Origin of the sequence: Brenneria corticis (genome assembly GCF_003115855.1) — a bacterium.
GTDB classification, from domain to species: domain Bacteria; phylum Pseudomonadota; class Gammaproteobacteria; order Enterobacterales; family Enterobacteriaceae; genus Brenneria; species Brenneria corticis.
The window spans coordinates 53184-67090 of record NZ_KZ819089.1 but is presented as its reverse complement, the minus strand read 5'-3'; the positions used below and the strand labels follow the sequence as shown (position 1 = coordinate 67090).

Annotated in this window: 13 protein-coding genes and 1 other RNA gene; 4 read left to right on the top strand and 10 right to left on the bottom strand. The window is 58.3% G+C overall.

What is annotated here, in order from left to right; all coding sequences use genetic code 11:
* Positions 1-128 precede the first annotated feature (128 nt).
* The 3 genes from DDT56_RS18610 to DDT56_RS18600 all read right to left on the bottom strand — a co-directional run bounded on the left by DDT56_RS18610 (position 129) and on the right by DDT56_RS18600 (position 2837).
* A complete protein-coding gene (locus DDT56_RS18610) occupies positions 129-671 on the bottom strand; it encodes a YagU family protein (protein WP_136167907.1) in 543 nt (180 codons plus the stop codon).
* A gap of 608 nt (positions 672-1279) precedes the next feature.
* Positions 1280-2407, bottom strand: coding sequence for an isochorismate synthase (locus DDT56_RS18605; protein ID WP_136167906.1), 1128 nt, complete (start codon positions 2405-2407; stop codon positions 1280-1282).
* A 127-nt stretch (positions 2408-2534) separates the two neighbouring features.
* On the bottom strand, positions 2535-2837 hold the full coding sequence (locus DDT56_RS18600; RefSeq protein ID WP_136167905.1) for an isochorismate lyase: 303 nt from the start codon (positions 2835-2837) through the stop codon (positions 2535-2537).
* Between the two features lie 363 nt (positions 2838-3200).
* Here DDT56_RS18600 and DDT56_RS18595 point away from each other — a divergent pair, with 363 nt between their 5' ends.
* Complete coding sequence (locus DDT56_RS18595; RefSeq protein WP_136167904.1) at positions 3201-4238, top strand: NADP-dependent oxidoreductase; 1038 nt, start codon at positions 3201-3203, stop codon at positions 4236-4238.
* Positions 4239-4255: 17 nt separating this feature from the next.
* On the opposite strand, the gene ubiI is transcribed toward DDT56_RS18595, so the two are convergent.
* The 4 genes from ubiI to DDT56_RS18575 all read right to left on the bottom strand — a co-directional run bounded on the left by ubiI (position 4256) and on the right by DDT56_RS18575 (position 8698).
* Complete coding sequence (ubiI, locus tag DDT56_RS18590) at positions 4256-5467, bottom strand: FAD-dependent 2-octaprenylphenol hydroxylase (protein WP_136167903.1); 1212 nt, start codon at positions 5465-5467, stop codon at positions 4256-4258.
* Between the two features lie 24 nt (positions 5468-5491).
* A complete protein-coding gene (ubiH, locus tag DDT56_RS18585; RefSeq protein WP_009114597.1) occupies positions 5492-6670 on the bottom strand; it encodes a 2-octaprenyl-6-methoxyphenyl hydroxylase in 1179 nt (392 codons plus the stop codon).
* A 59-nt stretch (positions 6671-6729) separates the two neighbouring features.
* A complete protein-coding gene (gene pepP, locus DDT56_RS18580) occupies positions 6730-8046 on the bottom strand; it encodes a Xaa-Pro aminopeptidase (RefSeq protein WP_136167902.1) in 1317 nt (438 codons plus the stop codon).
* A 67-nt stretch (positions 8047-8113) separates the two neighbouring features.
* The gene (locus tag DDT56_RS18575) at positions 8114-8698 is read right to left on the bottom strand and encodes a YecA/YgfB family protein (protein ID WP_136167901.1); all 585 of its coding nucleotides are present in this window, start codon (positions 8696-8698) and stop codon (positions 8114-8116) included.
* Between the two features lie 185 nt (positions 8699-8883).
* On the opposite strand from DDT56_RS18575, the gene zapA reads away from it, so the two are divergent.
* From zapA to DDT56_RS18560, 3 genes are all read left to right on the top strand, one after another.
* Positions 8884-9213: a cell division protein ZapA gene (zapA, locus tag DDT56_RS18570; RefSeq protein WP_048639681.1), complete on the top strand. Its 330-nt coding sequence runs from the start codon at positions 8884-8886 to the stop codon at positions 9211-9213.
* Between the two features lie 74 nt (positions 9214-9287).
* Positions 9288-9471, top strand: a non-coding RNA gene (gene ssrS / locus DDT56_RS18565) — 6S RNA.
* Positions 9472-9517: 46 nt separating this feature from the next.
* The gene (locus tag DDT56_RS18560) at positions 9518-10132 is read left to right on the top strand and encodes a 5-formyltetrahydrofolate cyclo-ligase (RefSeq protein WP_136167900.1); all 615 of its coding nucleotides are present in this window, start codon (positions 9518-9520) and stop codon (positions 10130-10132) included.
* On the opposite strand, the gene nadR is transcribed toward DDT56_RS18560, so the two are convergent.
* The 3 genes from nadR to serB all read right to left on the bottom strand — a co-directional run bounded on the left by nadR (position 10104) and on the right by serB (position 13805).
* Positions 10104-11360 carry a multifunctional transcriptional regulator/nicotinamide-nucleotide adenylyltransferase/ribosylnicotinamide kinase NadR gene (gene nadR, locus DDT56_RS18555; RefSeq protein ID WP_136167899.1) on the bottom strand — a complete coding sequence of 419 codons (1257 nt, stop codon included), beginning with the start codon at positions 11358-11360 and terminating at the stop codon, positions 10104-10106. The two genes, DDT56_RS18560 and nadR, sit on opposite strands and share 29 nt — an antisense overlap.
* 64 nt (positions 11361-11424) lie before the next feature.
* Positions 11425-12810: a DNA repair protein RadA gene (gene radA, locus DDT56_RS18550; protein ID WP_136167898.1), complete on the bottom strand. Its 1386-nt coding sequence runs from the start codon at positions 12808-12810 to the stop codon at positions 11425-11427.
* 17 nt (positions 12811-12827) lie between these two features.
* The gene (serB, locus tag DDT56_RS18545) at positions 12828-13805 is read right to left on the bottom strand and encodes a phosphoserine phosphatase (protein WP_136167897.1); all 978 of its coding nucleotides are present in this window, start codon (positions 13803-13805) and stop codon (positions 12828-12830) included.
* Positions 13806-13907: the final 102 nt, after the last annotated feature.

The following is a 13907-nucleotide window of genomic DNA, read 5'->3' as shown; positions in this document are numbered from 1 at the left end:
AATGCAAAAAAAGCATATAACGGCAACGATTATGCCGGCGGGAAGCGAGTCGAAACGGCGAGGCTTGGCGGGAAAATAAAAAACGGCCGCCTGCGGATAAGGCGGCCGGTGTGGCGGAGCAGACGAAATCAGCGCGTGGCTTCAGCCGCGGCGACTTCAGGATCCGGCGCATGAGTAATACGGTTGCGTATATCGCGACGGACGATTTCCACCAGCCAGAAGCAGAACATATGGCCGAAAAGTTCAGAGAAATGCTCGGCAAACGGCTGATCCCACGGTGCCGGAACGGTGCCGAACAGCGGCAGCAGGAAAACGTGGAATACAATGTGGAGAACCAGACCGTAAAAAGCGCCCTGCCAGAGTTTGATTTTGGGATTAAACTCGGCGATGACGCAATAGAGCACGGCAAAGGTAATAGAAAAACCAAAGTGCATGATAAAGCTCATGATTGGTCTGGCGTTGCCATTATACAGATAGGTGATGTGCGACAGTTCATAGGACATGCCGAGCTGTTGCAGTAACTCCTGCGGCGGGTTGGTCATATCCCGCAGCGGCGTTCTTGGCGGAAAAGGAATTTCCCAGCCAAACTTGGCCAGGGCGCAAACGAGGCCGGCAATTATCCCGACGAGTATTGCCAACAGGATTTTTTCCTTTGTGGTTCGTAACTGCATACTATTCTCCCTTAATAACCTGGTAACAGGGTTAATTTCGTACGAATTCTGTACGGAATTAAATCCAGTCAAGCATCGCGTTGTTTAATTAAATAGAGTGACCAATGGAAATGGAGCAAGAACCAATCCACGCAGTGCGGTGTTATTTGCCGTCGACAACCGTGTTATCTATCGGGATCGGCTCTTATTCGGCGATGATAATACACCTATCGACAAACATGATCGATTTTATATTACTGATATAAAGGAAGATAATGTGAAAATAATGATGCCGGATGTCGAGAGGAGAGTTATTTGTTATTTCAAAATGTATACTTGTGTAAACTTTTATTTTTAAAACGAAACCAACAAGGCTAATTATTTAGCATTATAACGATTTAAAATAATAGCTTTGCTAACTAAATTAAATAAGCATATACGGCGGGCGTGGCTAATCTTTGCGCGTTGAATAAATAATAACCCTGCATCGGCCGCGTGTTTCAGCGCATATATTATTTTATCGGGCGATAAAATAACCGTGCGATGGTTCGCATATTTTACATTGCCGGGTATCTGTCGTCAGCCAGCCTTCGCTGGGAGGCCGGGGGTTCCGGCGCTCCCATACGCGCCTATTGACCGAGGGCGCGCAGCATGGTGCGCATCTTGGCTTCTATTTCCAGCCATTCGGCGGCGGGGTCGGAATCGGCGACGATACCGGCGCCGGCATACAACTGAATATTTTGCTGCTGGCTGGTGCCGCAGCGAATGGTTACCGCCCACTCGCCATTTCCTTCGTCGTCGCTCCAACCTACGATGCCGCCAAAAACGCCGCGTTCAAAAGGTTCCAGCTCGCTAATCAACCGGCGGGCTTTTTCCTTTGGCACGCCGCACAGGGCGGGGGTAGGGTGTAACAGGCCGGCCAGCGACAGCGACTGGCTGTTGTCGGCTTTCAGCTGTCCCGCTATCGGGCTGGCCAAATGCCAGAGGTTGGGCGTCTGCAATAGTTCGGGTTGTGGCGGGATGCTGAGGGAAGAGCAGTAGTCCGCCAGCGTTTTGCGAATTTCTTCTATCACCAGTTGGTGTTCGTGACGATCCTTGCGCGATGCCAGCAGCCGATCGCGGTTATCCCGATCCTGCTGTTCATCGGCGGCGCGCTTGGCGGTGCCTGCCAGCGGCGTGCTCCAGATTGAACGCCCCTGTTGCCGCAGCAGCAGTTCAGGGCTGGCGCCAAACAAATAGCGCTTTTCCGCCAGGGGTAAATGAAAGTAGTAGCCGTTTGGGTTCTGCTCGGCCAGCGTTGCCAGTAGGGCGATGGTATTCAGCGGATGCTCAACCTGTAATGACTGCAGGCGCGATAAGACGATTTTTTGCAGTTTCCCCTGGCGTATGGTGTTTACGGCGCTTTCCACCATGGCGAGAAAATATTCCCGCTGCGGATGTGGTTGCTGGTCGACGATGCGCAGCGGCGTTTGCGGCGTCGCGCTCAGTTTCCGTTTGAATGCTTCACGCGACAAAAAATGACAGGCGTGAGGAATATACAGGGATGACGGTTGACGCACATCAAAGGGGATGGCGCCCACCACAATCGGACGCGTTATGCCGGCAAGACGCGCCAGTTCGAACTCATGCGCCACTTTTTGGCACAGCGCGGCGGGGTCGGACGCGGGCCAGGTTAAGGTTTTAAATACGCCTTCGGTATAAAGGCTGCGAAATGCGGACGAAAACAAGAAACCGTGATGATGAAATGGCGTTCCCATACTCTCTTCCTTTTGTCGTGAAGCACTGAAATAAAAGCGGTTATTATTTCGGCGTATCCATTCATTCCCTGGAAACTTTTTGTATATATAGGTATGATATTTTGATTAGTATTTATATTAAATTATTCTATGATGATTTATTCGTTCGCCAAAAATTAATTTGCGCGCTAATGAATTGATGAATAATATTTCCGAATAATGACGCAATGAAACTCTCATCGACATGATGCTCTTTTGCCCAACGCCGGCGCTCATCCAGCATGGCCTCCACGCGATCCGGCGCTGAAATACTGGCTTCGTCGGGCTTAAAGCGGCTGGCCGAATAGACATAATCCAGGCGCTGCAGGAAAAGAGTAAATATCTGTTTATCTATGGTATCAATGCCTTCTCTTACGTCTTGTAAGTTGCGGCAATCCTTGGGCTTTAGCATACATGTACCTTCCTTTAATCAACGACTGTTGGCATCGCATCAACATGCTGGTATTACTTATGCGAAAAATGAAATTAAATTTCCTTGCGAATGGCGCGGCAAGATAGTAAACCAGCCGGCCGTGAGGATAATACATTGAGAAAATTCATCCTGTAAATATGTTATTTTTATGGCTGGGTTATAGCATGAGAAATAAAAAAATCACTCTCCTTGACTACGATTATTCCTAATAATGGACGTTGTCGATATTCTGCTGCGTATGTAGCGGCGGCAGGGTGCGGTAGGCTATGCTTAATTCTTGCTGCCGGCGGCGATGCCGGAGCGGCTTCCGGTTTATCCGCTTTATTCGAGAGGAGAAGAGTCATGCCGCAAACAGATCGGATCAATCGCCGGATTGTGCTGGCTTCACGTCCGCACGGCGCGCCCACGCAGGATAATTTTCGCCTGGAGCAGCAGCCGATCCCGGAGATAAAAGAGGGGGAAGTCCTGCTGCGCACGGTTTTCCTGTCGCTCGATCCCTATATGCGCGGGCGCATGAGCGACGCGCCTTCTTACGCCAAACCGGTCGAACTGGGAGAGGTCATGGTCGGGGCGACGGTCAGCCGGGTCGCGGCCTCGAAACACCCGGATTATCGTCCGGGCGACTGGGTACAGGCTTACAGCGGCTGGCAGGACTACGCCGTTTCCGACGGCCGGGCGTTAACCAATCTGGGGCAGACCCCCGAACATCCTTCCTATGCGCTGGGCGTGCTGGGCATGCCGGGTTTTACCGCTTATATGGGGCTGATGGATATCGGGCAGCCCAAAGCGGGGGAAACGCTGGTGGTTGCGGCGGCAACCGGCCCGGTGGGGGCGACGGTCGGACAGCTCGGAAAACTGCAGGGGTGCCGTGTGGTGGGCGTCGCCGGCGGGGCGGAGAAGTGCCGCTATGCGGTTGAGGCGCTGGGATTTGATGCCTGTATCGATCACCGCGCGGCGGATTTTGCCGACCGGCTCAAGGCCGCCTGTCCTGACGGCATCGATATCTATTACGAAAACGTGGGCGGCAAGGTGTTCGATGCGGTGCTGCCGCTGCTGAATACCTCGGCCCGCGTGCCGCTATGCGGACTGGTCGCCGGCTACAATGCCACCGGTCTGCCGGACGGGCCGGATCGCCTGCCGCTGCTGATGGGGACCCTGCTGAAAAAGCGCATACGCATGCAGGGGTTCATCGTTTTTGACGACTACGGCCCGCGGTTCGATGAATTCTGGCAAGCCGTGTCTCCGCTGGTGGCGCAAGGCAAAATCAAATACCGGGAAGACGTGGTGGACGGGCTGGAAAATGCCGTGGAGGCGTTTTCCGGGCTGTTGCAGGGGCGCAACTTCGGCAAGCTGGTGGTGCGGGTAGGGGCCGACTCGTAGGGCATTAGCCGGTGCGGCTACTTGCTCACATCCAGCCAGTCGGGCAAATCGTTCAGCCCCATGGCCTGGCGCACCAGCGTCGGCTTAACGCCGGGCAGGTTATCCGCCAGTAGCAGGCCGACGTCGCGCAGCAGTTTTTTGGCCGGATTGTCGCCGTCAAACAGCTCGCGAAAGCCCTGCATGCCGGCGAGCATAAGCGCCGCGCTGTGTTTACGCCTGCGTTCATAGCGCCGCAGATAGAGATGCTGGCCGATATCTTTGCCCTGTGATTGCAGGCGCTTCAGTTCGGCAATCAACTCCGCCGCGTCCATAAAACCCAGGTTGACGCCTTGGCCGGCCAGAGGATGAATGGTGTGCGCGGCATCGCCGATCAGCACCAGCCGATGGGCGGCGAAACTGCGCGCATAGCGCCCGGTCAGCGGAAAGGTCTGCCGTTCGCTTTCCAGCTCGCACCGCCCCAGCCGCGTATCGAACGCCACCGCCAACTGCTGGTTGAACTCCCTGACGGGTAGCTCCTGCATGGCCTGGGCCTGATTCGGCGGCAGCGACCAGACGATCGAACTGAGGTGCGGATCGCCGAGCGGCAGAAACGCCAGAATGCCGTCGCCGTGAAATACCTGGCGCGCCACCGATTCATGCGGCGCTGCGGTACGGATGCTGGCGACCAGCGCATGATGCCCGTAGTCCCAGAAGGTCAGCGGAATATCGGCGTGGCGGCGCAGCCAGGAGTGGGCGCCGTCCGCGCCGACCACCAGCCGGGCGGTAAGCATGCTGTCATCCTGCAGGGTGATAAAGGCTTCGTTTTCCCCCCAGGCCACCTGTTTCAGCGTCGCGGGCGCCAGCAGCGTAACATCGCTCAGCTGAGCTGCGCGCTGCCACAGCGCCTGGCGGATGACCGGGTTTTCAATAATATGCCCCAGATGGGAAAAACCGAACTCTTCGCCGCTGAAGCCGATCTTGCCGAAGCTGTCTTTATCCCACACCTGCATGGCGTTGTAGGGGCTGACGCGCAGCGCCAGCAGATTTTCCCATACGCCCAGATGGCGCAGCAGACATTCGCTGGCGGCGTTGATGGCGGACACCCGCAGCGCATGCGCTTTCTCCAGCGGGCGGATCTCGGCCGGCTGCTGCTCCAGCACCGCGATGCGCAGGCCGCTGCCCTGCAAACCGCAGGCCAGCGCCAGACCGACCATGCCGCCGCCGGCGATAACCACGTCGAATGATTGCATATAGCTTTTCCCTGTTGTGTCCGGTTAACGCTCCACCCAGCCCAGCGTACGTCGGGCCAGGGCATCGCGCATCATCGGCAGATTATTCATGGCCGCCAGCCCCAGATTGCGGCCGATTTCCAACGCGGTGTAGCGGTTGGCGAAAAGCCTGACCAGACCGTCGGTGATCGCCACCGTGGTCTGCTGGTCGGGCTGGCGGCGCTGCTGATAACGGCTGAGGACGGCATAGCCGCCCGGATCCTGCCGGTTGTCGACGGCCTCGACGATGGTTTCCGCCAGCGACATCACGTCCCGCAGGCCCAGATTGAAGCCTTGCCCGGCGATCGGGTGCAGCGTCTGCGCCGCATTGCCCACCAGCGCCAGACGGTGGTGAATATGCCGATTGGCGGTCAGTAAGCGTAACGGATAGCTGTGGCGTTCGCCAATATGGGTAAAGGCGCCCAGACGCCAGCCAAAGGCCAGCTGTAGCCGCCGGCGGAATTCGGCTTCGCTCCAGCCGTCGACCTCGGCCTGCCGGTTTTGCTCATGGCACCACACCAGCGCGCTGCGCCCCTGGCTCATCGGCAGCAGCGCCAGCGGTCCGTGCGGCGTAAAACGTTCAAAGGCGCGACCCTGATGCGGCTGCGAGGTGGTGACGTTGGCGATGACGGCGATCTGACCGTACTCCTGCTGCTGCCACTGAACGCCGCAGGATTGCGCCAGCCTGGAGTGCGAACCGTCGGCGGCCACCAGCAACCGTCCGGTCAGCTGCGTAGCGTTATCCAGCGTTAAGGTGGCGTCGGTCTGAGTGCGGGTGACCGCCACCACTTGCGCCGGGCAGTGCAGACGCACGCCGGGAGCCTGTTGCAACAGCGAGAACAGGCGCCGTCCCGCCGCGTGCAGTTCCATCACCTGGCCCAGCGCCGGAACGCGGTAGTCGGAGGCGTTCAGGTTGACAAAGCAGGCGTGGCCGCGATCGCTGACGTGGATGTGGGATATCGCCGAGGCGCAGTCCGCCAGCGCCTGCCAGATGCCGATGTTTTCCAACTGCCGGCAGGTGCCCTCCGCCAGGGCTATCGCCCTGGCGTCAAACCCCGGATGCCGGCGATCGAGGGGCGACTTCGCTTCGACCAGTTCAACCGGCACCTTTCCTTGCGAAAGGGTGGATATCGCCAGCGCCAGCGTCGCGCCGGCCATGCCGCCGCCGACAATCATTACCGTCATGCGTTGTTATCCTGATTGTGATTGCAGATTAGCGCCTGACCGCGCCTTGCCGGAAGCCATTATGCGCCGACTTGCGCCATCAGGGCTTCAATGGCATCGGCGTCTTTGACCACGCCGGCGGTAAGATTTTCGTTGCCGTCCGCGGTGATCGCGATGTCATCTTCGATACGGATGCCGATGCCCCGGTACTGCTGGGGAACGTCGGCGTCGGGGGCGATATACAGGCCGGGTTCCACCGTCAGCACCATGCCGGGTTCAAGCGGACGGCCGCGATCGCTCGAACCGTAATCGCCCACGTCGTGTACGTCCAGCCCGAGCCAGTGGCTCAGTCCGTGCATAAAGAACGGGCGGTGCGCCTGTTCCGCCATCAGCGCTTCGACTTCGCCCTTCATGATGCCCAGCTCGACCAGCCCGCTCACCATAACCCGCACCACTTCCTCATTGACTTCGCGGATGCTGCGGCCCGGCGCGAACAGTTCCAGCGCTTTAAGCTGAGAACGCAGCACGATGTCATAGATGGCGCGCTGCGCCGCGCTGAACTTGCCGTTGACCGGGAAGGTGCGGGTAATATCGCCGGCATAGCCCTGATATTCGCACCCGGCGTCGATCAGCACCAGATCGCCGTCGCGCATCCGGGTTTCATTTTCGGTGTAGTGCAGGATACAGGCGTTATCGCCGCTGCCGACGATAGTGTTGTAAGAAGGGTAGCGCGCGCCGTGGCGGGTAAATTCGTGGTGAATTTCCCCTTCCAACTGATATTCGAACATGCCGGGGCGGCAGGCCTGCATCGCCCGCGTATGCGCCAGCGCGCTGATCTCGCCCGCGCGGCGCAGGATGCTGATTTCCGCCGGCGATTTAAACAGCCGCATCTCATGGACCCACGGCCGCCAGTCCGTCAGCGTCGGCGGGGCGATGAACCCCTGGCGCGTGCCCCGGCGCAGCCTGTCTAGCGCCGCGAACACCAGCTTATCGGCGTAGGCGTATTGTCCCTGGGCGTGATAGATCGCGTCCAGCCCGTTCAGCAGCACCGGCAGCTGGCTAGCGATTTCATCGAAGGGCAGCGCCCGATCGATGCCAAGCGCCGCCGGCGCGGCTTTCTGCCCGAGGCGACGGCCAAACCAGATTTCGGCCGTCAGGTCGCGAACGCGGTTGAAAAGTACGCTATGATGATGTTTCTCATCGCTTTTAACCAACAGCAGCACGGCCTCCGGTTCGTTAAAGCCGGTGAAATACCAGAAGTCGCTGTTTTGGCGGTAGGGATAATCGCTGTCGGCATTGCGCGTCGCTTCGGGGGCGGAAAAAATAATCGCCGCGCTGGCGGGCGCCATTTTCTCCAGCAGCGTCTGACGACGGCGGAGGAACTCTTGTTGACTCATCTCCTGCTCCTGAAAGTATTCCGTTCTGTTCACCGTCCCGCGCGTGGGTATGCGAGTCGCGATGAAATCAATGCAGCGTCGGTTTTTGCCGTTGCGGCGCGATAACCGGCGGGCTGATAAATTCGTTATGGCACAGGATGGCGGAGACGCGGACATATTCGATCACTTCCTCAAGGGATTGCTCCAGCTCTTCCTGATCTTCATCCTCGTCATAGCCGAGCTGGGCGATGTTGCGTAAATCGTCAATGGCTTCCTTCAGCTCGCCCTGCGCTTTGTTCAGCCGCGGCTGAACCACGCCCAGCCCCAGCAGAAAGTGGTTTACCCAGCCTGACAGCGCGTCGGCCCGGTCGAAAACCGTCACCGACTCGTCGTTATCGTCCGGCAGAAAAAGCTGAAACATAAAACCCTCGTCTTCGAGCGTTTCCCGCGTGGTCTGATACAGGTGCTGAAGCGGCTGGGACAGCGTTTGCGGAAAGGCCATCCCTTCGTTGGTCAGCTCAAAAACCAGCGTTCTCCAACTGTCGTCATGGTTGCCGCCGCACAGCATGCCGCTGATCAAACCGTGCATTTCAGCGGCGGTCAGGGCGATCTGCTGCTGGTGTAGCAGCTGGTCCAGGGCTTCATAGCCTGGAAACGTATTCTCTATGGACATGCGCATTCGTCATCGTTGGCAGGATTAGTTCGTGTTATGCTACCACCAAGCTCGGGGGGTATACCAGAAAGGGCTTGTATCTTATATTTTGGATATATATAGTGACGCCCGCTTTGACTGGCCGCGGCCAGACGGCGCAGGTTTTATCCCTAGCGGGCGCGAAAACGAAATGAGGCAGGAAGGGTATGTCTGCACAACCAGTAGATATTCAGATTTTTGGCCGATCGTTAAGAGTCAATTGTCCGCCGGAGCAACAGGAAGCGTTGAATCAGGCTGCGGAAGATCTTAACCAGCGGTTGCAAGATCTTAAAGTTCGTACCAGAGTCACCAACACCGAACAGCTGGTGTTTATCGCCGCGCTGAACGTGTGCCATGAACTGGCGCAGGAACGGGGAAAAACCCGCGACTATGCCGCCAACATGGAGCAGCGTATCCGTATGCTGCAACAGACCATCGAACAGGCGTTGCTGGAGCAGGGCCGCATCACCGATCGTCAGGGCGCGCAGTTTGAGTAACCTCGGGTTTTGACAAAAGTCGGGTGTTTTTACGCGATAAGACGTGCTAAGGTTTATAGCGAGTAACGAATAAAATTTCTCTGAGATGTTTGTCAGCGGGCCAGTCCCCTGAGCCGATATTTCAAACCAATAGAATGTAACGCTCCGTGGTTGGTGAGCATGCTCGGTCCGTCCGAGAAGCCTTAAGACTGCGACGTTATGTTCACCTTGAACCAAGGGTTCAAGGGTTACAGCCCGCAGCGGCATCTCGGAGATTCCCTTTCCTTCACCTGCGATCGTTCGCGGCTATCGCCCCCCATTTTGTATGCAGCCGATTCCATCATCCATACTTTCGCTCTCTTCAGCCCAGCTTCGCCGACAAATCCGTCGCGATGTGCGTCAGCGCCGTCGTCAGCTCAGCGCAGAGCAGCAGGCGCAGTTCGCTCAGCAGGCGTCGGAGCGGGTATTGGCGCATCAGAAAATACGCCAGGCGGACAGCATCGCGGTGTTTTTGTCATTTGACGGCGAACTGGATACGCGGCCGCTGATTCAGCAGTTCTGGCAACGGGGCAAACGGGTTTATCTACCGGTGTTGCATCCGTTCAGCGCCGGGAATTTGCTGTTTTTGCGCTACGAACCCGATAGCGAACTGGTGCTGAACCGGCTGAAGATTTTAGAGCCCCGCCTGGACGTGCGGCGGGTATTGCCCCTGCAACGGCTGGACGTGCTGCTGACCCCGCTGGTGGCGTTTGACCGGCAGGGGCAGCGGCTGGGGATGGGCGGCGGTTTCTATGACCGCACCTTGCGGGATTGGCCGCGGGGCGGGCCCTATCCTATCGGCCTGGCGCATGATTGCCAGCAGGTCGACCTGATGCCGGTGGAAAGCTGGGACATCCCGCTGCCGGAAATTATCACCCCTTCGCGCTGTTGGCGCTGGTGAGCTCGTGCCGCAGCATTTGCTGCACCAGCTCGACGCAGCGCAGAAAACGCGAGTCGTAGTCTGATTCTTCCACGTGGACATAACGGATGCCGTTCTCTACCAGCATTTTTTTCAGCAGATTCTGAAACTCCGCGCGCGCGGTTGCGCTGCCCAGGCTGCGTAAGCCGTCCGCCACCCACGGCGTGTTGTTTTCCAGCAGAATCACCAGATCAAAACGGTATTCATCAATAAGCGCCTGAACGAACGGATGTTCGCGCCCTTCATATTTTTTGCAAAACGCCTGCGTGGTAACGAAGTCGGTATCGATAAAGGCCACTTTATTGGCGTATTTAACCGCGAAATCAATGTACTGCGCCTGCCCTAGGGCGATTTTGTCGTAATCGGAATATTGCAGGGCCATTTCGTCGCCGCCCAGATGGGAAAACACGTAATCCCGGCCGTATTCCCAGGCGCTGGTGGTGTTGAAGATATTTGCCAGCTTGTTGACCAGCGTGGATTTGCCGCTGGATTCGCCGCCGAGCACGGCCACGGTGCGCACAAAGAAAGGTTTTACTTCGGTGGGGATATATTCCCAATAGCGAAAGGGGTCGCGGCGGATCTGTGAACCGCTGATGCTCATAAATGAACGCTGCGGATCCACCAATACCGTTTCGATGCCCAGTTGTTCACGGTATTGCGGCGCATCCTGTTCTTCACTGGTATAGACGAAATTCGGCTCGATGCCTTTCTGCTGCATAAAGGCGCGAATGCCCTTGCTCCACACGTCCCAGCCGTGCGGGTAGGGCTCCATACCCTGTTCGTTAAAGGCATGGATGCGGATATTCTTCTGATATTTAAAGGTTTGCAACAGCCAGCGCAGGCGATCGCTCACCGTCGGCTGCTGCGACATGGAGCTGTTGTCAAACAGCTGCCGGTCGCGCGGCTCGTCGTAGCCCAGAATAACGTGCAGTTCGTCCACCTGGCTGCAGGCGCGCTGGATCAGATAGATGTGCCCGGTGTGCAGGGGGTAGAACTTGCCGAATACCACGCCTATCTTTTTTTCGTGGCGCGGGAATTCCAGCCCGAGAAAACGGTGCAGCGCTTCAAGCTTCTGCGCGCTGGGGCTTTTGATCTTGGCGTTAAGCAACTGGCTGAGATAGCCCTTGGTCATCTCCGTCGCATCGGCGACCTGCTGCAAGGTACATCCCTTTTGCCGGATGGCGGATTTCAGATAATCGAATGGCGACATAGTCCGACGCTCCTGTTTAGTCTACTAAACAAGATACCACAGCGCGCCGGATGCGTGGCGGAATTTACAGCTCGTCGAGAATATCCAGCGCGTCGGCCAGTTTTTTGACGCCGAAAACCTGCATATTGGCCGGCGGTTTTTTCGGCATGTTGGCGTGCGGCACGATGGCGCGTTTAAAGCCGTGCTTGGCCGCTTCCGCGATACGCTCCTGGCCGCTGGGCACCGGGCGGATCTCCCCCGCCAGTCCCACCTCGCCGAATACCACCAGATCCTGCGGCAGCGGGCGATCGCGCAGACTGGACACCAGCGACAGCAGCAGCGCCAGATCGGCGCTGGTTTCCGTCACCTTGACGCCGCCGACCACGTTGACGAACACGTCCTGATCGGACATCTGCAGGCCGCCGTGGCGGTGCAGTACCGCCAGCAAAATGGCCAGCCGGTTTTGCTCCAGCCCGACCGCCACCCGCCGCGGGTTGGCCATCATCGACTGGTCCACCAGCGCCTGAATCTCCACCAGCAGCGGGCGCGTGCCTTCCCACACCACCATCACCGAACTGCCGGAGGTGACTTCGTCGCCGCGGCTGAGGAAAATGGCGGACGGATTGCTGATTTCACGCAGCCCCTGCTCGGTCATGGCGAACACGCCCAGCTCGTTGACCGCGCCGAAACGGTTTTTATGGCTGCGCAGGGTGCGAAAACGGGAGTCGGCGTCGCCGTCCAGCAGCACCGAGCAGTCGATGCAGTGCTCCAGCACTTTCGGGCCGGCCAGCGAACCGTCTTTGGTGACGTGGCCGACCATGATGATGGCCACGCCGCGCGTCTTGGCGAAACGGGTCAGATAGGCGGCGGTTTCCCGCACCTGCGCCACGCTGCCGGGAGACGACTGGATATCGGCCAGATGCATCACCTGAATGGAGTCGATCACCATCAGCTTCGGCTGTTCCTGCTCGGCAATCAGGCAAATCTGTTCGATGCTGGTTTCGGAAAGCATATTCAGGTTGTGGGCGGGCAAACCGAGGCGGTGCGCGCGCATCGCCACCTGCTGCAACGACTCTTCCCCCGTCACGTACAGGGTTTTCATCTGTTCGGACAGCTTGCACAGCGTTTGCAGCAGCAGGGTGCTTTTACCCGCGCCGGGGCTGCCGCCGATCAGAATGGCGCTGCCCGGCACCACGCCGCCGCCCAGCACCCGGTCGAACTCCTGAAAACCGGTGGAAAAGCGCGGCAACGCCTCCAGGCTGATTTCCGACAGCTTTTGCACCCGGCTGACGCCCGCGCTCTCGCCGGCGTAGCCCGTCAGACGATCGGAGCGCGAGGAGGAGGAGGCCGCCGCCAGACGAACTTCGGTAATGGTGTTCCAGGCGTGACAGGCGCTGCACTGTCCCTGCCAGCGCGGATAATCTGCTCCGCATTCATTACATACAAAGGCGCGTTTGACTGCTTTTGCCACGGATCACCTCGGTTGAATTAGCGTTTTTCGTGTCTCATGCTGCCGCTGAGGATGCACAGCACGCCGGTCAGGTCGGCATGACGAATGGTAACGGCCGACTGTTCGTTGACTTTCGGTTTGGCATGATAGGCGATGCCCAGGCCGGAGGCTTTGATCATCAGCAGATCGTTGGCGCCGTCGCCGATGGCCACCGTCTGCTGCAGGGGAATCTCCAGTTTCTCCGCCAGCTGGCGCAGCGTGGCGGCTTTGTATTTGGCGTCGATAATCGGCCCGACGACTTCGCCGGTCAGTTTACCGTCCCGCACGCCCATCTCGTTGGCGACGGCGGCGACCAGGCCCAGTTCGTCGCGCAGATAATCGGCGAAATAGGTAAATCCGCCGGAGGCGATGGCGATATGCCAGCCGGCCTCCTGAAGCTGGCGAACCATATCGGTCAGCCCCGGCATCAGCGGCAGGGTTTGGCGAACTTGATGCAGAATATCCGCATCGGCGCCTTTCAAGGTGCCCACCCGCTGGCGCAGGCTGGCGGCAAAGTCCAGCTCGCCGCGCATCGCCCGTTCGGTCACTTCGGCCACCAAATCGCCGGTGCCCGCCAGTTTGGCGATCTCGTCGATGCATTCAATCTGAATCGCGGTGGAGTCCATATCCATCACCAGCAAACCCGGCGACCGCAGGGTGGGGGAGTTGCGCATGGGGGCGGCGTCCATATTCAGCTCATGCGCCAGCTTGCTCGCCCGCGGCGTCAGCGTGCCCGCCAGCCGCACCACCTGATAATCCCCCACGCTCCACGCGCTGACAATCACCATCGCCGCGCCCAGCCGACGCTGATAGCGGGCCAGCAAATTCTTGTCCAGCACGTCGCTGTACAGCACCCAGCCGCTATCTCCGGCACGGTAATCGAGCGGCATCACTTCATCGCCGCTCAGCGACAGCGGCAGTCCGGGCCAATGGTTAATCTCGTCCGGGAGATCACGATAGGTCAGACTATTCGACATGGGGCAGATCCTCTACTGGCGGTAATGATATGGCTGGGTACGACCTGTCCGGCGCGTATAGGTATCCGGCAGCCACAAAGATATCGGTCGGAAAACAGGGCA